This window comes from Methylocaldum sp. 14B, from assembly GCF_002005105.1.
In the GTDB taxonomy this organism is placed as follows: Bacteria; Pseudomonadota; Gammaproteobacteria; order Methylococcales; family Methylococcaceae; genus Methylocaldum.
In genome coordinates, this window is sequence record NZ_MSCV01000011.1 from 53593 (window position 1) to 71398 (window position 17806).

Below are 17806 nucleotides of genomic sequence, written 5' to 3' on the forward strand. Positions count from 1 at the left end.
CCGTTCCTTTCTCTCGCCACGCTGGCCTGCACCTGGTGCGGCCTAGCGCTAAACCGATCAGGATGTCGTGCTTTGCCCGCTTCTGAAGGCACTGATGATTTCCATCGGCAACGGAAACACAATGGTTGAAGATCTGTCGCCCGCAACCTCGGTCAGGGTCTGGAGATAGCGTAGTTCGATGGCTCTGGGGGCCTGCGCCAATGTCCGAGCCGCTTCGACCAGGCGTTGCGAAGCCTGAAACTCGCCTTCGGCGTGTATCACTTTGGCGCGGCGTTCCCGCTCCGCCTCCGCCTGTCGCGCAATGGCTCGAACCATGCTCTCATCCAAGTCGACATGCTTGATCTCCACATTGGATACTTTGATGCCCCAGGCATCCGTCTGCTGATCGAGGACGCCCTGTATGTCGATGTTCAATTTCTCGCGTTCCGCCAGCATCTCGTCCAGTTCGTGCTGGCCGAGCACCGAACGCAAGGTTGTCTGCGCGAGCTGACTGGTCGCTTCGTAATAGTTGGCCACCTGAATGATCGCGTTGGCCGGATCGATCACCCGAAAAAAGACGATCGCATTCACCTTGACCGAAACATTGTCCCGCGAAATCACATCCTGGGTCGGAACGTCCATCACGATGGTCCGGAGATCTACCTTGACCATCTGCTGAATGATCGGAATGACGATGAACAGTCCCGGTCCCTTGACCTTGTAGAATCGGCCCAGCAGAAAGATGACGCCTCGCTCGTATTCGCGCAGCACTTTGATCGCCGCGAACAGAAACATCAGTACGATGACGGCGAGAAAAACGACGAAATAGGTGGTGATCATGGCTCTAGCTCCTTTCGTTCTTCTAATGGCGCGACGTTGAGAATTAATCCGTCCATTCCTTTTACGCGAACGCGTTGACCCTTGTGCACCGCAATCCCGGTTCGCGCCGTCCAGATTTCGCTTCGGACATGGATTCTGCCCAATTCCTGGAAGTCCTCCAGGGCGGTCCCCACCGCACCGATCAGCTCTTCGCGCCCGGTGACGACGGCCTTGTGCCGCGACCGCAAGATCAGGCCTACCGCAACGCCGAAGAACATCAGGCTGGCCAGGGCGAATGCCGCAATCACGGCCCAACTGAGGCCGACGCCGGGCATTCGTTCGGTGTCGATCAGGATTACGCTGCCGATGATGAACGCCGCGATGCCGCCTAGCCCGAGCGCCCCGAAACTCGGCGCGAACGCTTCGGCGATCATCAGACCGATGCCGACGATGATCAGGGCGAGACCGGCATAATTGACCGGCAGGACCTGAAAGGCATACATCGCCAGCAGGAGGGAAATGACGCCGACCGTGCCCGGTACGATGGATCCGGGGTTGTAAAATTCGAGAATGAGTCCGTACACCCCGATCATCATCAGGATGTATGCAACATTGGGATTGGTGATGACGGCGAGAAGACGGCTGCGCCAATCGGGATCGATCGCTTCCACGGCGGCCCCGGTCAAATCGAGCGTTACGGAGCGGCCCAACACGTCGACCTGCCGTCCGTGCAATTTCGCCAGCAAAGTAGGAACATCGGACGCGACGATGTCGATGACGTGCATCTTAAGCGCTTCCTCGGCGGTAAGACTGACCCCTTCGCGCACCGATTTCTCGGCCCAGTCGGCGTTTCGGCCCCGAAGCTGAGCAAGACCGCGCAGATAGGCCACCGCGTCATTGATTATCTTCTTGGACATGGCGTCGCCGGAGTCGCGCGGCGCTTTCGGCTCATCCTTATCGTTCGGCCCGGGCTTGCCTTCGTTTCCTCCCGGTGCGCCGATGGCGACCGGCGTCGCGGCGCCCAGATTGGTGGCGGGTGCCATCGCAGCAACATGGCTGGCATAAAGAATATAAGTCCCTGCGCTGGCCGCCCGGGCTCCGCTTGGGGCGACGTAGGACACTATCGGAAAGGGCGAAGCCAGAATCATTCGGATGATGTCGCGCATCGCCGTGTCGAGGCCGCCCGGCGTATCCATCCGAATGATTGCCAGGCTCGCATTTCGAGCTTCGGCATCCTTCAGCGCACGGTCGATATAATCGCTGGTCGCAGGCCCCACAGGACCATCTATCGTCAATTGCGCAACCACCTTCGGCGGCGGAGCCGGACGTTCGGACGGCTGCTCGGCTCCACCCGCGATCTCCGCCGTGAGCCACAACCCGATAAAGATGACGATGATATTTCGCAGCATCCGTTCTCCGCGACTCCCGGTGAATGTGTTTGACCTTTCCGAGGCGGAGCTCGCCGGCAAGCCTCCGGTTCCGATTGATTCTTCTCTTTCTCGGACTCTCTTATACCGCTAACGGTTCTCGGGCGGCAAATCTCTTCTCGCGCGACGCTTCAGGTGTATGGGAACTACGCAGACGCAAAAACCGGATGCGCGCCGAAAGCCTATCTCGGTCGGCCGTTCGCCCTGAGCCCTTCGACTTGGTTCAGGACAGGCCCTTCGACGGTGCTCAGGACAGGCTTGTCGAAGGGTTTGGGGACCTACCAGAATAGGCTCTAAGCGCGCCGACTGGAAGGGTCAACCCTCGGGCAGATCCGTGTACTGGTAAATCGGATGAATCAGCGTTTCGGGCGGAAGCCGGATGAGTTCTTTGATGATTCCATCTTTCAGGCCATATACACACCCGTGCAGTACCGGGCGTTGATGGCGTTTCCATGCATGCTGGATTACCGAGGTGTGCGCGAGCGTCTGAACCTGTTCGATGACGTTGAGCTCCACCAATCTCTCCGCCCGCGCTTCTTCGGTCTCCAGCGCATTGATCTCGGACTGGTGCAAACGGTACACGTCCTTGATATGCATCAGCCATTTGTTGACGATCAGCAGTTCCGAGCGTTGCGGGCTGAGCGCCGCCCGGATGCCGCCGCAGTTGTAATGCCCGCATACGATCACGTGGCTCACCTTGAGCACGTCGACCGCATACTGGATCACGCTGAGACTATTGAAGTCGGTGGTAATGACCTGATTGGCGATGTTCCGGTGTACGAAAATCTCGCCGGGCTGAGCATTGACGATGATTTCCGCCGGAACCCGGCTATCGGAACACCCGATCCACAAAAAATCCGGTGTCTGAGCGTTAGCCAACCGCGAAAAGTATTCCGGCTCCCGGATCGTTTTTTCTTCGGCCCATGCTTTGTTTTCCAATAATAGTTTCTCGAACGGTCTCATAGTTGCCTCTTCAAATGTTCGTTAATCGGCGTTTGACGGTGCCGGTCCAGATACCGACGCTGCACGCATTGGACCGGCCTGCGGCCAAATGCGTCACGCACTCGCGACGTACTCATCGCCCGAGCTTGCTACTTGAAATTCTCTTGAGTGCCCACTGCCTCGTTTACATGACCATGCACATGATCTTGCACTAAGATCCCTCCGGCCCCTCGCATGGCCACCATGGAATAGTGAGCGTCCGAATTCCTTTGAGAAAGAGACAAAGGCACCGCTGCCACAAAAGCTACGAGAACCATTACCGGAGTTTGCTTCAATCGGCTCGGCCGTACCGCAAAAACCGGAAAGAGCGAGTCGCTCGCTCCATCATCGTGCCAAGCGGCCGACAAGGAACTCCGCCCGCTCTGAACTTTCCATGGGCTAGACTTCAACCACGCCATCGTGCGGGCGGTAAGCAAGAGCAACGCGCAGCCGCCCAAATTGACCGCCGTAAGCGCCGCGACCTCGTGACCGAATTGGTCCAAGAACATACCGCCGACATAGGAAAGCGCCATCGTTACGATGAATATCGGCAGCGACTGCTGACCCATTTCGATAATGGGCCGGACGGCCTTCGAATTCAGCCAATGTTCCCGGTTCCGCAGGAATGTCGTGACGAGATAGGCCAAGGCCATGAAATACACCCACCGTAACGGCCCGAGATGGGTCTTGTCCAGCCAGGGCAGCAAACCGGCGTGGAGTTGAATCAGGAACTCGGTCGGCCGGAGCGCCGGCTCGGGACTCAGCGGCAAAGACAGAATCACGAACGCCACACAGATTGCCGCCAGCCATATCTTGTGTCCGGGAGGTTTAATCCAGCCGGATCCGAAGGCGAAGCCGGTGAAAAAAATCAGCTGCCAGCCGAACGGATTGAAAAACCAGGGGCGATCGCTGTGCAGGTCCGCCGAAAGCTCCAGTCCGTATCGCCACATGGCGAGGTAAACACCGATAGGGAAGGCGAAGGCCAGCGCTATATGAATGCGGGACAGCGTCCACACCACCGGTATCCACAACATGACCACCAGATACATCGGCAGAATATCGAAATAATTCGGAACATACCGTAGGGAAATCAATCCCAGAAGGGCCTCCTGAGTATCATCGAAAAAATATCGAATATTGAGACGGTGGATATAATCCGGCTCTTCGAAAACCGCGTTGCCCAGCACGCAAACAGCCGCCAAAAGCATGAACAGAGCAAGGTGGGCGCCGTAGATTTGCCCACAGCGGTAAAACACCCGAACGCTGCCCAACCATAAACCGGACGTGCGGAAACTGCGGCCATAAGCGATGGCCGCTGCATAGCCGGAGAGAAACACGAAGACCTCGGCCGCATCGCTCAAGCCGAAACGAGACGGGGTATAAAGCAGCAGCTCGTTGGCGGGGATGTGATTGATAAAGATAATCAGCAAGGCAAGGCCGCGAAAAAAATCGAGCTTAAGGTTTCGCTGTTTGTGTAAGCTTTGTCCGGTCATCGGGATCTTAATCTGTCGACGAAAATATGCACCGGGTCCACGCTGACTTAGACACTCACCCCATAGCGCTCTCGGCGCGGGCGCCCTAACGCTCCATTCTATAATCCGAAGCTTTCACAAACCTTTCATAACGCTTGTTTGACTTATGAAGATTCTACTCGTGGAGGATGATACCGTTCTGGCCGACGGCCTCACGCACGTGCTCGGTCAATCGGGCTACGCGGTCACCGGTGCGGCTTCGGGAGCTTATGCCGAATCCGCACTGCTCACCCAAAGCTTCGATTTGGTCATTCTGGACCTGGGACTGCCCGACATGGAGGGCTGCGAACTATTGCGAAGGTTGCGAGCGCGGAAAAATCCCGTTCCCGTCTTGGTCCTGACCGCACGAGATGCCCTGAATGACCGAATCAAGGGTCTCGAATGGGGCGCGGACGACTACATGGTCAAGCCTTTCGACCTCCGAGAGTTGGAGGCAAGAATTCACGCTCTGATACGTCGCCGTTATGGAGGATTCGGCGATCTCACGGTCGGCCGATTGACGCTGGACACCCTGAATCGCCAAGTGCTGGTGGACGATGCACCCATCATTCTGTCCGCGCGAGAATACGGAGTGCTCGAGGCGCTGTTGATCCAGGCCGGGCGGGTGGTCAGCAAGGACCGTATCGCCCAGCGCCTGTCGGCGGGAAACGAAGAACTGGGAGACAACGCCATCGAAGTCTATATTCACAGGCTGCGCAAACGGATGGAGGCATTCGGCGTGAGAATCCGGACTGTGCGCGGCCTAGGCTATTTACTCGAAAAAGACACCGATGGCTAAAGTCCAGAGCCTCCGAACCCAGTTTCTGCTGCGCTTGGCGCTCCCTCTCGCCCTGTTCGTGGTGCTGGACGCCATAGCCTCCTATTACATCGCGTTTCATTACGCCAATGCGGCCTATGACCGCTGGCTGCTCGACTCGGCACGCTCGCTGGCGCAGGAAGTCAAGGCCCAGAAAGGCAAGGTGACCTTCGAACTGCCACCCACCGCATTGGAGATTTTCCAGTGGGACGAGGTGGATCAAACCTTCTTCAAAATCGAATCGTCCCGCCACGGATTCATGGCCGGGGACAAACGAGTTCCACCTCCGCCCGACTTGGCTTCGGTCCGCGATCAGCCGGTGTATTTCGACAGTATGATTCAAAACCACAGCGTCCGGGTGGTTTCCATGCTCGCCACGCCCAAGGACAGTTCCGAGGAAGTCTTGGTCCAGGTTGCCGAGACGATAAGGAAAAGACGCAGCATGATGACCGACATTCTCCTGGCCGAGCTGGTACCCCAATTTTTGCTGGTTTTTGGCGCGGGGCTGTACATCTGGATAGGCATCAACCGGGGCCTGCATCCGCTAAACACATTGACGCGCGAAATCGCCCAACGCTCGCCGCGCGACCTCGCGCCGATCCCGGATACCGGCGTACCTCTCGAAGTGCTCACGCTGACCCATACCATCAACGATCTACTCGCGAGGCTCTCCACGGCAATCACTGCCCAGCAGCGCTTCATCGCCAATGCCGCGCACCAGCTGCGAACCCCGTTGGCCGGCCTGAAAGTCCAGGCGGAGCGTGCTCTGCGGGAAACCGAGCTGGCGACGATGCGCCCCGCCCTCGCGCAAATCCGAAACTGCGCCGACCGGGCATCGCGGTTGAGCACGCAGCTCCTGGTGCTGGCGCGCTCGGAAACGGCTCTGGGCGGCCCTCGCCCCGGTTCGCGGGCGGACCTCCGCGCCATCGCAAGGGATGCCTGTATGGATTGGGTGCCGAGAGCGCTGCAACGCGATATGGATCTGAGCTTCGAAGGACCGCAGGCTCCGGTGTACGTGCAAGGCGAGGAAACCCTGCTCCGCGAATTGCTCAACAATCTCCTGGACAACGCCATCCGCTACGGACGCGATCATGGCCAAATTACGGTACGGCTCGCGGCGGATAGCCATCCATGCCTCATCGTGGAAGATGATGGGCCGGGCATTCCGGATTCCGAGGCGGACAGGATTTTTGAGAGGTTTTATCGCCCCCCGGGCAGTCCCGGCGACGGCTGCGGGCTCGGGCTTGCGATCGTCAAAGAAATTGCCGAGCAGCATGACGCGCGGGTCCGGCTGTCACGTTCCGATCACGGCGGAGCGCGGATCGAAGTTCTCTTTCAAGACCGAGAACCGTTTTTTTGAGCTGAGAAACTCTTCCGGCGAACCGACTGGCAAAGCCTACCTTCGGCCGGTTACTCGCTATGGAGGTAGAGCACCGTGGAATTTAGCAAATAAATCGCAAAGAGCCCGAGGCTGATCCAGCCCACTGTTTTGAAGACACGCGTCGCCGGTCGATAGAGAATGCCCACGATCGCGAGGCCAGTCATGATTACGGCCGACATCGCCGACGCGCCGTGGATGGCCGATACGTTGGATAACAAAGGCCCTGGGTGGTAAAACAGATCGTCGATCGCAATAATCAAAATGTTGAAAAGATTGCTCCCCAGGAGATTGGCGATCGCCATGTCGAGTGCCCCGAGCCGCAAAGCACCCAGAGTAACCGTGAGTTCGGGCATCGAGGTGACTATCGGGACCAGCAGCGTGCCGACGAATGACGTGTGCCACCCCATGGCCGTCGCGAGCTTGGTCGCGATGAACGGCATCCATACGCCGGCGGCGACTACGACCACCACGGCCCCACCATAACTCACGATCGCGCGGCGCAGCGAGATGCCGGCATAACGATCGGTAACCTCTTCCGCGAACTCGATCACCTGCTGCTTTTCGTAATGAAAAATCGAACGCACGGCGATCAAATACATCAGAACGATAACAGGCATATAAACGCCTACATGCCCTATGGCCCAACCGTTTCGCTGTCCGAGGAGAACGTTGAACCCCACCAGGCCGATCATGACCACTCCAAAACCCGCGGAGAGAATATGGCCCTGGCCGGCGCGGCGATAAATCGATTCTTTACGGTGGAGGAAATCGACCACGACCAGAATCATCAGATTTAAAACGCAAGCACCGAGCACATTACCCACGGCGATGTTCGGCGCCGATGCGAGCGTGACCGAGCTTAACCCGGTAATCAACTCGGGCAACGATGTCGCGGTGGCAAGCATGACCAGTCCCACCCAGTTTCCCGAGAGGCCGGTCTTGTCAGCAATGACATCGCCGTATAACGAAAGCTTCGTTCCGGCATAAGCGATCAAGAGGAAGCAAGCGGCAAATTCCGCCCAAATACTGAACATTATTGGATATTGATTGTGTTTCGTGACAAGTCGCAGGGTTCGCCCGCTCCATCGCCGCATAGGGTTGCCGCATGATCCCCCTCTGCGGACGGGACGGAGGCAAAAGTTGGCGCGTAGTTTAACGTCTTTTCACGAGACCTCCGATTAACCGCATTTCACCGGGCCGTGGGGCGAAATCGGAGTATGGGTGTTTGCATGTTTACATGAGCTCGGCACCTTCCCCTCGTAATAGTCCATAGAGACCGAGACCGGCGTTCGTGCTATTAGTAATTTTCATTCGATGTTGTCGGGCAGCTTCCGAATAAGGATGCGAAACAGGAGGGAATCCATGCGCCACAAAATCTCGATCGCCCTGGCGGCAGCCGTATCGAGTCTGCTATTTGTCGCGAATCCGGTCTGGGCGGCTAAGAAATCTCTGGACAAGGCGACTGTCGTCGCGGGGACCGAAGCCGATCGCGATAAGTCCTACCCCGGCTGGGAGGGTTTCCAACCATTCGGGGAAAAACAAAAAGAAGGCGGAACCGGTCAGCCGGAGACGGGACAGCAACCCCAAGGCGAAGGCCAGCAGCCCCAACCCGGGATGGAGCAACGGCAGCCCGAAGGCGAGCAAGGTACGGGCAGTCCCGGCGGGGCAACGGGCGGAGACAGCGGCACGGAAGGCGGAGAAGGCGGCTCCGAAGACGGGCAAAACCAATAGATTTTCACATCGGGTTTGCGGCCGACGCTAAACAGAAGCGCCTTTCGAGCGCCAACGCGAATCCAGCACGAAAACCCCGATCTCGCTCAGATGACGGAGGAAACGAGACGCTCTAGGGACGGCTGGCTAAGAGCGTCTCATGCTTCAAGTACGACTGGATTGAACGAGCATTTGGGCTTGGCTACTGCCGTAGATCGAAACCAGGCAAGGAAAAAATGAAACGGCGATATTTCCTGGTGTCCATTGCGGTGCTCGTCCTGACCGGCTGCGCCAATTCGGAAGGCAAGAAGACGGAGTTCGGCGCCAATGCCGACGACGTTACTATTGCGAGCAGGGTCAAGGCAGCGCTTTTACAGGACATTTATGTCGGCGGTCTCGGCATCCAGGTGCAAGCCCATCAGGGGCATGTGCAACTCGGCGGTTTCGTTCCCGACGAGGATCAACGCCGGCATGCCGAGGCGATCACGCGCGGAATCCGAGGCGTCAAGTCGGTCGAGAACAACATCCGCGTCAGACAGAAACGCGACGAGCCGCGGTTTTAGGAAACCCCGTCGTGGAGCTGAGACTTGGCGTCAGGCTTCTCGGGAGACTGTTTGTTCTTTTCGGTTCGTTCGTCGTCGCCTTTCTTATCGGCTCGGTTTGATTTCGCGTTGCCGCACCTGCCGGCGCGAGGAATGTTCCCTTGTTCGGCCCGGTCCTTATCGCCGCTCTCGCCAGAAATGAATTCGGTCGGGCGACATTCCGTATCGCGAGTAGCGTCTTGCGTCGTGCCCATACGGGAACGGATATCCGCTAAAACTCGAATAATCGCGAAAAATGGGGACTCCGGGATAAGTCCATAACGGAAAATAGACCGGCTGAGGATATTGGCAATACTGAGCGGCCTCGGCGTCCACCATAGCCGCGCGTGCCGATTGCCATGCCGCCAGGGCTTCCAGCTCGCGAACCCGGACCAAGCGTTCTTCACGCGCTTCCGCCGCTTTCCGAGCCGCCTCGGCCGCCTGCTGCTCTTTCCATTCCTCCAATCGCGCAATCGCCTCGGGGTCGGGTTTGGTGACCTTGATATGCATCCGACGGCAACTCCTCGAAGCCGGTTCATCGGTATATAACAACCCGGCATCGGTTCGGCATTTGTAGATCTCCGCCGAATGCACCGGTCGAAACCACAAGACCGCGATGCTCGCGAGAAGGCAGAACAAAAGGCACCTGATCGGACTCGATTTCCCTGAGCTGACGGCGACTCCCTTCCGCACGCCTTCGTTCTCTGCCCCTGTCGCTAAATCGCCCATTACGCGCTTAGTGACCATATCGCTACTTCCGTACGATTCGGGCAACGTCAAGCAATTAGACCCGCGTTCCGCCCCTTCCGTTCTTGGATAAGAGCCGACCGTGGCGCCGATCGGTTCGGCGCGATCGTCGCCGTCCGTTTGTCCCTTAGCCGATGACGAACTACATTAATGTGAGCTTCGTTCAATACACACGATCGACCAATGCGCGGTAACGATAACGCCGATTTCGACGATTACACGGTGCTGAAACTCCAGCTCGATGCTGCGCAAGGTTCGCAGGAATCCACAGCCGATTACAGACTCACCGATCATTACTCCTTGTGCGGCACAGTGGGCCAGGGGGGCGTGGGGCGGGTGCTGCTCGGTTTCGACGAGCGCATTGGGCGTCAGGTGGCCATCAAGGAAATGCTCGCGTCGAACGAAGCCGTCGACCCCACCATCAGGCTCCGTTTTCTCCGCGAGGCCCAAATCACGGGACGCCTGGAGCATCCGGGCATCGTTCCGGTCTACGACATGGGAACCACTTCCCAAGGTGCTCCTTATTACGTGATGCGCCTCGTACGGGGGCAGACCCTGGCCGAAGCGCTTTCCGCATGCAATTCGGAACAGCCCGAACAGGCGCTTGCAAAACGTCTGCAATTGCTCGACCGGCTCATCGATGTCTGCGAGGCTATGGCCTACGCCCATTCGAAAGGCGTGGTGCACCGGGATCTCAAACCCGGCAACATCGTGCTGGGACAATTCGGCGAAACCATCATCCTGGACTGGGGTCTCGCCAAGATCGGCATCGAAGCCGATGTCTTCCGCCGGGCCGTACCGGCCGCATCCGAAGAGGCCGGATCCGACGACCTCACTCAAGTCGGCGAAATCCTCGGGACACCCGCTTATATGGCGCCCGAACAAGTGGATCAGCGTTATGGCGAAGTGGACGCGCGAACCGACGTATTCGCCCTCGGCTGCATTCTGTATCACATCTTGGTCGGACGGGCGCCGCTCAAAGGCAGCCTCTCGTCCATCGTCGAGCAGCTCAAGTCCAAAGCGCCGCTGCCCTCCTCGCGCAAAGGTCCGGTTCCCGCACCGGCCGAGCTTACCGCCATTTGCGACAAGGCCCTCGCGAAGGACAAGCTTTGCCGCTTCCGGGACGCCGCCGAATTGACCGACGAGCTGCGCGCTTTCCGCGATGGACGATTGGTCAGCGCGTACGCTTATTCGCGCGGCGAGTTGCTGCGCCGTTTCGTCGCCCGCAACAAGGCAGCGCTTTCCGCTGGACTTGCGGTCGTCATGGCCGTCGCGATCGGTGCGGGGCTGGCGGTCCATTTTGCCATGGATGCCCGGAAAGAGCGGGAAGTGGCCGTCGCCGAGCGACGAATGGCGATCCATGCCCGCGAGCGCGCGGAAACGGCGCTGGCCGACGTCACCCGCATATCCAACGAAAACCTGACCGCCGCCGATCAGATCGCGGAAGACATAGCGAATGCCATAGGCTCGATACGAAGCGGGATGGAACGGCTCGCGGACGCCGCGGGCAACGTAGGCGACCGCAAGGCCATGACTCCGATTCTGACATCCCTGCTGACCCGGTATCCCGACGCCGAGCTTTTTGCCGCCACGATCGCCCCCGGCACGATCACCGCCGTGGCGCCGGCGAAATACGCTGAAGCCATCGGCGCCGATACCTCCCGGCTCGAACACAATCGTCTGGCGCTGGAATTGACCGAACCCATACTGAGCCGCGTCTACGAGGCGCCCGAAGGTTTCGACGCCGTAACCCTCGTCGTACCCATAAAGCGCGGCAAGACCATACCGGGTTTTCTGTCCGCCCGTTTCAAGGCCGCCGAGTTCCTGGGAAAACTATTGCCCGCCGGACTCCAAACCCAGGAGAGAGCGGTGTGGATCATTCAGGACGACGGTTTCATCCTTTACGACACCGATACCGACGAAATCGGGGAAAACCTGTTCCGCGAAGAACGGTTCGACAAAATTCCCGAATTGCGCCAGCTCGCGAGACAGATTGCGGATCAGGAAGCCGGCATCGGCTATTACCACGGCCCGACCCATGGAAGCGGCCGAGAATCCAATCGCATTGCCGCCTGGCAAACGGTTCGGCCTACAAAAAACCGCGCGTGGAAGGTCGTAGTGCTGGAGCAGTGGGGATAAAACGGCCGAAAAGCTCACGTTGGCGCGGTCGGCCGGAAACTCACGGCTTGACCTCGACAGCATACGGCTGAAATCCCCAGCACCCGTCCCGGCTCTTCGCCTTGACCGTGATCCGAACCTTACCTGGCTCGGTAAGGGGCTGCGGCGGGACGGCCTTGACTCGCCAGTCGCCGCTTCTCAGGCGTTCGAGTACCGGCGTAACCGGTTGGCCGTTGATTTCGACCGTAAGAGTATCGCTGTCGGTATTGTCCGACGCGACGAAAGCGAACTCGGCAAGCGCGGCAACGGCGCCGGTCGGATTCGGTTCGAAGAATTTCGGCTCGGCGCACCCGCTGCTTCCGCCGCCCCCGCCACCGTAAGCCCAGACGCTTCCGCTCGCGATAGCGATCAACAAAACCGCCGTCTTAATCAAGCCGTGCATATTGCCTCCTTTGGGCAAGCCGGAATCGGAACAACCGCCCTGTCGACTGAAACAGATCGGCGGAATGGCGTCAAGACATCTTTGTCGGCAACGGTTTAGCGGTGAGTTTTAGGAAATTTGTAGGTCGGCAATCCGTTGCCGACACACTGGGTCGCCGAGAGCATTGTCGGCAAAGGTTTGCCGACCTACTTGCATAGTGAGGACGCCACACCAAGCCGGAAAACGCCCTATGGTTTGTCCGGCAAGTTCATCACCATCTTGTGCTCGGCCACCTGCCGCGAATCGAGGAAATCGCGCATCGCGAGGGCCACGGTGCGGATAAGCTCCTCCTTGTGCGGATAGTGATCGATCTGCTCCTGGACCCACTCGTCCAATGCGACTTCTAACGTAGATTGCTGAAAAACCCAAACTTTGCTCATCGACTTCAAATCCAAATAAGCACACCTCGGCACGCCCGCGAAGTTTCGATGGCGGTGGCGCCCAGGGTGGCCGGAGATCATAATTTAAAGCACCACATTTTAATCGGCGCGACGAACCGTGTTGACCCATCGCACTTCCGAAATTCAAAACCGGCTTCACCACTTTCTATTTAGGTCGCTCGACGAACTGATGGCCGACCGGCTTGCCATGGATGCTGAATCCGTCGTATTGGACCTTTTCCACCGAACGGCGAGCCGTGTTCCGGCTTACCGAACATTTCTCGGCGCCCATGGCATAGCGCCGGAGACCGTCGGATCTTTTGATGCCTTTCGGCAGCTTCCCCTGATCGACAAGCCCAATTACATGCATGTCTACCCACTGCCGGAGCGCTGCCGCAACGGCCGCTTGGCGGAGTGCGACCGGGTGGCGGTTTCCTCGGGTTCGACCGGAAAACCCACGTTCTGGCCCAGATCGATCATCGACGAGCTCGATATCGCGCTTCGTTTCGAGCAGATATTTCACGACAGTTTCTGGGCGCACGAACGCAGCACGCTGGCCGTGGTTTGCTTCGCCCTCGGGAACTGGGTCGGCGGACTGTACACCACGTCCTGCGCCTGGCATCTCGCAGCCAAAGGGTATCCCCTGATGGTGGCGACGCCCGGCAACAAAAAGGACGAAATCTTCCGGGTGATCCAGGAACTCTCGCCGAGTTTCGAACAAACCGTGCTCCTCGGCTATCCGCCGTTCATCAAAGATGTCATCGATGCGGGTCTTGCCGCCGGAATCGAATGGCCGCGCTATCGGGTGAAAATGGTCTTCGCCGGCGAAGTGTTCAGCGAGGAATGGCGGAACCTGGTAGGCGAGCGGGTCGGCTCGAAAGCGCCCTGCTACGATTCGGCCTCGCTCTATGGCACGGCGGATGCCGGGGTTTTGGGCAACGAAACGCCGCTGAGCATCGCCGTCCGCCGCTTTCTGGCGGACCGCCCCGAGGCGGCCAGGGAGCTCTTCGGCGAATCGCGCCTGCCTACGCTGGTTCAGTACGACCCGATCAGCCGGTTGTTCGAGGTCCACGAGGAAACCCTGGTGGTTTCGGGCGACAACGGAGTGCCGCTGATCCGCTATCACATCGCCGATAAAGGCGGAGTTGTCGGTTACGGTGAGATGCGCGATTTTCTGCGAGATTGGGGAGCGGGCCCGCTGGCCGAATACGGTTTGGACGAAACCTTTCCCTGTAGACCCCTGCCCTTCGTTTATGTATTCGGACGCGCGGATTTCACCGTGTCTTTCTACGGTGCCAATATCTATCCGGAAAACGTGACGGTCGGCCTGGAACAGCCGCATATCATGGCTTGGGCGACGGGCAAATTCGTCCTGGAAACGAAGGAATCGGCAGACGGGGACAAATACCTGAGCGTGACCGCCGAACTTCTGCCCGGCGCCACGGCGGACGATCAGAAATGCCGGACGCTTGCGGAATCCGTCAAAGCGCAGTTGTTGCGGCTCAACAGCGAATTCGCCAACTACACGCCGCCGGAAAAACAACTCCCCAAAGTTACGCTACGGCCGTTCGAGGATCCCGAGTACTTCCCGGCTGGCGCCAAGCACCGGTATACCCGGCGATGAGGCCTTAGCTTGCCCGGCTTTACACGGGAAGACTACGATGCCGGGGACTCTCCGTCGGTAGAGGAAGCTTGCTCCGGTCGGCCAGCGAGACAGCGCAGCACGATCGATAAGCGCTGCACTGTCGCCAACCGGACAGGGAAGCCTGATGGCCTATAGAGCGCTTTTCACCGCGGTTTAGCGGCGAGGATCGGGAGTTTGTAGGTCGGCAATCCTTTGCCGACAAACCCGCTGCGTCGGGAAGGGTCGCGACTAAAGCGACCGTTTGCGATTGGGAAAGGATGCCGACCTACTGCACCTTCGGGCGCCACGCCAAACCGGAAAAATGCTATAGAGCGTAGTTCCGGGAAGAGACCGAGATCAATCCCAGCTCAGAACGCCGCCGGTCTGATATTCCGTTACCCGGGTCTCGAAGAAGTTCTTCTCCTTCTTGAGATCCAGGATTTCGCTCATCCAAGGGAATGGATTGCCAGCGCCGGGGTACTGCTCCGGCAAACCGATCTGGGCGCAGCGTCGGTTGGCGATGAACTCCAGATAATCCTTGAACATGCCGGCATTCAGCCCCAATACGCCACGCGGCATGGTGTCGTAGGCATATTGCGTCTCTATCTCCACCGCCTCGCGAATCATGCGGATGATTTCATCCTGAAAGTCTTTGCGCCAGAGATGCGGATTCTCGATCTTGATTTGGTTGATGACATCGATGCCGAAGTTCATGTGCATCGATTCGTCCCGCAAGATGTATTGAAACTGCTCGGCGGTGCCCGTCATTTTGTTGCGTCGCCCCATCGAAAGGATTTGGGTAAAGCCGACGTAGAAGAAGATCCCTTCGAAAATCACGTAGAAGGCGATGAGATCGCGAAGCAGGCGCTGATCGTCTTCGGGCGTTCCGGTCCGGAATGCGGGATCGCCCAGAGACTGGGTGAACGGCAAGGCCCACTCCGCCTTGCGCGCCACGGCCGGCAATTCACGGTACATGTTGAACACCTCTCCCTCGTCCATGCCGAGAGACTCGACGACATACTGGTAGGCATGAGTGTGCAGAGCCTCTTCGAAAGCCTGGCGCAGCAGATATTGGCGGCACTCCGGATTGGTAATGTGCCGGTATACCGCCAAAACCAGATTGTTGGCCACCAGGGAATCGGCGGTGGAAAAGAATCCGAGATTTCGCTTGATGATGGTGCGCTCGTCTTCGGTCAGTCCGTCGATACTCTTCCAAAGCGCAATGTCCGCGTTCATGTTGATTTCCTGCGGCATCCAGTGATTGGCGCAGGCATCCAGATATTTCTGCCAGGCCCAACGGTACTTGAACGGCACGAGCTGATTCAGGTCGGCGCGGCAATTGATAATCTGCTTGTCATCGACCTGGATGCGCCGGGCCCCCATTTCGATGCTCTCAAGGCCAGTCGCACCGGTACGAGAGTCGCTGCCCGCAGCAATCCCCTGGTCCGCTTCGTATCGCGTTTCAGCAAAAAAATCCTGAAATTCGGGACTGACCTTGCCGGTATCGCGCGCTGCGGCTAGTTCCCCTCCCCATTCCGCCAGCCGGGGCGCATTCGGATTAGTTTCAGCTTTGACGGATTTGCCGGTAACGCCAGCGAGGGGATCTTCCCAATTCAACATGCTTTTTTCCTCTTTTCGGCCCGTGAGTGTTCAGGAGAAATATCTATGCAACTCTCGATCGTTGAGCGGTTGCCAACCTAAGCGACTATATATTGTGCACAAAAACATTATAGACACAATATGTAGGCTATAACTTTTGCCGGCAAGCCTCTCCCGCGTTTTTTGGGCCGAACCGCGCTACCACTGCACGGTAAAGGACATGGTGTTGATGTTCTTCCTGAACACTTCCAGCGCAAAGGGCTGCGCCAGTTTGTAAAGGTCCAAGATGGAATAATCGAGCCCCGGCCGTGCTCCGCTCTTGAATAACGACTCTTCGATGTTCTTGGCCATGATCAGCATCAGATCGTCAAGGTTTTCAGGGGAAACCGGTTTAATATCGCGCAAAAGTTTTTCGGCCATGATCCGAGCTCCTTTGGTTGCTGCGTCGCATCTCGATCGACTGATTCTCTTCCGAGTCCAAGTCGACTCTCGATTTGTGGTATTTATTCTACTCCTTAGACAGTTCGGATGTGGGTTGCCTCCGAACCGGGGATGTGCAAACCGTTCTCGTCAAGCTCTGACAAATGTGATGAAATTTCGACGTTGGGGTTATCTAATAACAAAGGCTGGACACGATGAATAAAAAGACCGACTCCCCCGAAGATCGACGGGTCGCACCGCGTTCGATTTCTTCCGTTCGCACTTATCTCATCCCCCCTGCCGGCAATCCATCACGCGGAATCACCAAAAACCTGAGCCGTTCCGGCATTTTTCTGCAGATGCCCACGCACACAGAGGCATCCGTGGGAAAACCCGCCATGGTCGTTTTTGCCGTCGAAAGAGGAAAAATCGTGCGGTTGCTCCGGTATTCGGTCATCGTCAAACGTGAATCTCAACAAGGATATGGGCTCGAATTCGGGCGGGCGTTATGGTCCACCGCGGTATTCCGCCGTTAATAGGCTGTGTTTACACTGCACGGGATATGGACGGTCTATCGGCCGGCGTACGCCCGAGTGAATCCGGCCAAGAGTTTATCAATCGAGGTTGCCACCTCGCCCTTGACCGGGCGAGGCGCAAAAAGCAGGTTAACGCAATAGCTCGAGTGCCTTCTCGGCCGCTTCTTGTTTAGCCTTGCGTTTTACGACCTGAGCAGCGTCCCGGGTCGATTTGGGTGCATTTTTGACTTGGCTTTTGATCGCCTTGGCCTGATCCACACCGTCCTCGACAGCCTTGACGCCTTGTTTGGCTTGTGCCGGGACAGCATCCTTCAGCTGCCCCTCGGCAGATTCCTTGGCAGTGTCTAGGGCTTGCTCTCCTATCGCAGCAGACGCTTTATCGATGCTTTCCCTCAGGTTTTTGGCTTTCTCTATGCTCTCGGCCGCCACGTGCACTCGCTCGCGCGTACCGCGCTGAACCACCGTTTTGGCAGTATCTTTCAAGAGTTGTTTGGTGGCGCTTTCGATACCAGCCTCGGTAGCGGTTGTCGTGCCGCTCTCCCCTAAAAGCATGACCAGCAACCCCAGCGTTATTGTTTTCATAGGATGTCTCCTCATGTCTGAACACGGACGCCCAAGGCCATCCGTCGGCTAATAGTATGCAGACCGGCCGGCTGTGTATAGCATGGAGTGCGTCAACGCTCGCATTCCTTTAG

The 17806-nt window shown here is 58.0% G+C and carries 18 protein-coding genes; 7 read left to right on the forward strand and 11 right to left on the reverse strand.

What is annotated here, in order from left to right:
- Positions 1-57 precede the first annotated feature (57 nt).
- The 4 genes from B2A78_RS09995 to B2A78_RS10010 form a co-directional block, all read right to left on the reverse strand.
- The gene (locus B2A78_RS09995) at positions 58-819 is read right to left on the reverse strand and encodes a slipin family protein (RefSeq protein WP_077729849.1); all 762 of its coding nucleotides are present in this window, start codon (positions 817-819) and stop codon (positions 58-60) included.
- Positions 816-2207 carry a nodulation protein NfeD gene (locus tag B2A78_RS10000; protein WP_077729850.1) on the reverse strand — a complete coding sequence of 464 codons (1392 nt, stop codon included), beginning with the start codon at positions 2205-2207 and terminating at the stop codon, positions 816-818. The genes B2A78_RS09995 and B2A78_RS10000 overlap by 4 nt, the downstream gene beginning before the upstream one ends.
- Before the next feature lie 333 nt (positions 2208-2540).
- On the reverse strand, positions 2541-3188 hold the full coding sequence (locus tag B2A78_RS10005) for a carbonic anhydrase (protein ID WP_077729851.1): 648 nt from the start codon (positions 3186-3188) through the stop codon (positions 2541-2543).
- 128 nt (positions 3189-3316) lie between these two features.
- Positions 3317-4699, reverse strand: coding sequence for an OpgC domain-containing protein (locus B2A78_RS10010; RefSeq protein ID WP_077729852.1), 1383 nt, complete (start codon positions 4697-4699; stop codon positions 3317-3319).
- A 145-nt stretch (positions 4700-4844) separates the two neighbouring features.
- Here B2A78_RS10010 and B2A78_RS10015 point away from each other — a divergent pair, with 145 nt between their 5' ends.
- Positions 4845-5516, forward strand: coding sequence for a response regulator (locus B2A78_RS10015; RefSeq protein ID WP_077729853.1), 672 nt, complete (start codon positions 4845-4847; stop codon positions 5514-5516).
- Positions 5509-6894 (forward strand): sensor histidine kinase, encoded by a 1386-nt coding sequence (locus tag B2A78_RS10020; RefSeq protein ID WP_077729854.1) that lies wholly within the window; start codon positions 5509-5511, stop codon positions 6892-6894. The genes B2A78_RS10015 and B2A78_RS10020 overlap by 8 nt, the downstream gene beginning before the upstream one ends.
- 50 nt (positions 6895-6944) lie before the next feature.
- Here B2A78_RS10020 and B2A78_RS10025 read toward each other — a convergent pair whose 3' ends face one another.
- Positions 6945-7949, reverse strand: a complete 1005-nt coding sequence (locus B2A78_RS10025) for a cation transporter (protein ID WP_077729855.1) — start codon at positions 7947-7949, stop codon at positions 6945-6947.
- Positions 7950-8277: 328 nt separating this feature from the next.
- Here B2A78_RS10025 and B2A78_RS10030 point away from each other — a divergent pair, with 328 nt between their 5' ends.
- The gene (locus tag B2A78_RS10030; RefSeq protein ID WP_077729856.1) at positions 8278-8646 is read left to right on the forward strand and encodes a hypothetical protein; all 369 of its coding nucleotides are present in this window, start codon (positions 8278-8280) and stop codon (positions 8644-8646) included.
- A 215-nt stretch (positions 8647-8861) separates the two neighbouring features.
- A complete protein-coding gene (locus B2A78_RS10035) occupies positions 8862-9188 on the forward strand; it encodes a BON domain-containing protein (protein ID WP_077729857.1) in 327 nt (108 codons plus the stop codon).
- Positions 9189-9344: 156 nt separating this feature from the next.
- Here B2A78_RS10035 and B2A78_RS10040 read toward each other — a convergent pair whose 3' ends face one another.
- On the reverse strand, positions 9345-9716 hold the full coding sequence (locus tag B2A78_RS10040; protein ID WP_133718271.1) for a hypothetical protein: 372 nt from the start codon (positions 9714-9716) through the stop codon (positions 9345-9347).
- Positions 9717-10136: 420 nt separating this feature from the next.
- Here B2A78_RS10040 and B2A78_RS10045 point away from each other — a divergent pair, with 420 nt between their 5' ends.
- Positions 10137-12092: a serine/threonine protein kinase gene (locus B2A78_RS10045; RefSeq protein ID WP_077729859.1), complete on the forward strand. Its 1956-nt coding sequence runs from the start codon at positions 10137-10139 to the stop codon at positions 12090-12092.
- 40 nt (positions 12093-12132) lie between these two features.
- On the opposite strand, the gene B2A78_RS10050 is transcribed toward B2A78_RS10045, so the two are convergent.
- Both B2A78_RS10050 and B2A78_RS10055 read right to left on the reverse strand, forming a co-directional pair.
- A complete protein-coding gene (locus B2A78_RS10050; RefSeq protein ID WP_077729860.1) occupies positions 12133-12513 on the reverse strand; it encodes a hypothetical protein in 381 nt (126 codons plus the stop codon).
- A 227-nt stretch (positions 12514-12740) separates the two neighbouring features.
- Positions 12741-12932, reverse strand: a complete 192-nt coding sequence (locus B2A78_RS10055; protein WP_139841135.1) for a hypothetical protein — start codon at positions 12930-12932, stop codon at positions 12741-12743.
- Positions 12933-13050: 118 nt separating this feature from the next.
- Between B2A78_RS10055 and B2A78_RS10060 the strand changes: the two genes are divergently transcribed.
- Positions 13051-14556: a phenylacetate--CoA ligase family protein gene (locus B2A78_RS10060; RefSeq protein ID WP_205780729.1), complete on the forward strand. Its 1506-nt coding sequence runs from the start codon at positions 13051-13053 to the stop codon at positions 14554-14556.
- A gap of 357 nt (positions 14557-14913) precedes the next feature.
- Here the strand turns inward: B2A78_RS10060 and B2A78_RS10065 are convergent, their stop codons facing one another.
- Both B2A78_RS10065 and B2A78_RS10070 read right to left on the reverse strand, forming a co-directional pair.
- Positions 14914-16176 (reverse strand): ribonucleotide-diphosphate reductase subunit beta, encoded by a 1263-nt coding sequence (locus B2A78_RS10065; protein ID WP_077729862.1) that lies wholly within the window; start codon positions 16174-16176, stop codon positions 14914-14916.
- Positions 16177-16353: 177 nt separating this feature from the next.
- On the reverse strand, positions 16354-16575 hold the full coding sequence (locus B2A78_RS10070) for a hypothetical protein (RefSeq protein WP_077729863.1): 222 nt from the start codon (positions 16573-16575) through the stop codon (positions 16354-16356).
- 215 nt (positions 16576-16790) lie between these two features.
- Between B2A78_RS10070 and B2A78_RS10075 the strand changes: the two genes are divergently transcribed.
- Positions 16791-17111 carry a PilZ domain-containing protein gene (locus tag B2A78_RS10075; protein WP_077729864.1) on the forward strand — a complete coding sequence of 107 codons (321 nt, stop codon included), beginning with the start codon at positions 16791-16793 and terminating at the stop codon, positions 17109-17111.
- A gap of 129 nt (positions 17112-17240) precedes the next feature.
- Here B2A78_RS10075 and B2A78_RS10080 read toward each other — a convergent pair whose 3' ends face one another.
- Positions 17241-17693 carry a hypothetical protein gene (locus tag B2A78_RS10080; protein ID WP_077729865.1) on the reverse strand — a complete coding sequence of 151 codons (453 nt, stop codon included), beginning with the start codon at positions 17691-17693 and terminating at the stop codon, positions 17241-17243.
- Positions 17694-17806 lie beyond the last annotated feature (113 nt).

Coding starts and splice junctions, on each gene's coding strand:
- B2A78_RS10055 (WP_139841135.1), bottom strand. CDS start 12,932: ATGAGCAAAGTTTGGGTTTTTCAGCAATCTACGTTAGAAGTCGCATTG.
- B2A78_RS10045 (WP_077729859.1), top strand. CDS start 10,137: ATGCGCGGTAACGATAACGCCGATTTCGACGATTACACGGTGCTGAAA.
- B2A78_RS10030 (WP_077729856.1), top strand. CDS start 8,278: ATGCGCCACAAAATCTCGATCGCCCTGGCGGCAGCCGTATCGAGTCTG.
- B2A78_RS10000 (WP_077729850.1), bottom strand. CDS start 2,207: ATGCTGCGAAATATCATCGTCATCTTTATCGGGTTGTGGCTCACGGCG.
- B2A78_RS10040 (WP_133718271.1), bottom strand. CDS start 9,716: ATGCATATCAAGGTCACCAAACCCGACCCCGAGGCGATTGCGCGATTG.
- B2A78_RS10065 (WP_077729862.1), bottom strand. CDS start 16,176: ATGTTGAATTGGGAAGATCCCCTCGCTGGCGTTACCGGCAAATCCGTC.
- B2A78_RS10005 (WP_077729851.1), bottom strand. CDS start 3,188: ATGAGACCGTTCGAGAAACTATTATTGGAAAACAAAGCATGGGCCGAA.
- B2A78_RS09995 (WP_077729849.1), bottom strand. CDS start 819: ATGATCACCACCTATTTCGTCGTTTTTCTCGCCGTCATCGTACTGATG.
- B2A78_RS10025 (WP_077729855.1), bottom strand. CDS start 7,949: ATGTTCAGTATTTGGGCGGAATTTGCCGCTTGCTTCCTCTTGATCGCT.
- B2A78_RS10080 (WP_077729865.1), bottom strand. CDS start 17,693: ATGAAAACAATAACGCTGGGGTTGCTGGTCATGCTTTTAGGGGAGAGC.
- B2A78_RS10015 (WP_077729853.1), top strand. CDS start 4,845: ATGAAGATTCTACTCGTGGAGGATGATACCGTTCTGGCCGACGGCCTC.
- B2A78_RS10075 (WP_077729864.1), top strand. CDS start 16,791: ATGAATAAAAAGACCGACTCCCCCGAAGATCGACGGGTCGCACCGCGT.
- B2A78_RS10010 (WP_077729852.1), bottom strand. CDS start 4,699: ATGACCGGACAAAGCTTACACAAACAGCGAAACCTTAAGCTCGATTTT.
- B2A78_RS10035 (WP_077729857.1), top strand. CDS start 8,862: ATGAAACGGCGATATTTCCTGGTGTCCATTGCGGTGCTCGTCCTGACC.
- B2A78_RS10050 (WP_077729860.1), bottom strand. CDS start 12,513: ATGCACGGCTTGATTAAGACGGCGGTTTTGTTGATCGCTATCGCGAGC.
- B2A78_RS10070 (WP_077729863.1), bottom strand. CDS start 16,575: ATGGCCGAAAAACTTTTGCGCGATATTAAACCGGTTTCCCCTGAAAAC.
- B2A78_RS10020 (WP_077729854.1), top strand. CDS start 5,509: ATGGCTAAAGTCCAGAGCCTCCGAACCCAGTTTCTGCTGCGCTTGGCG.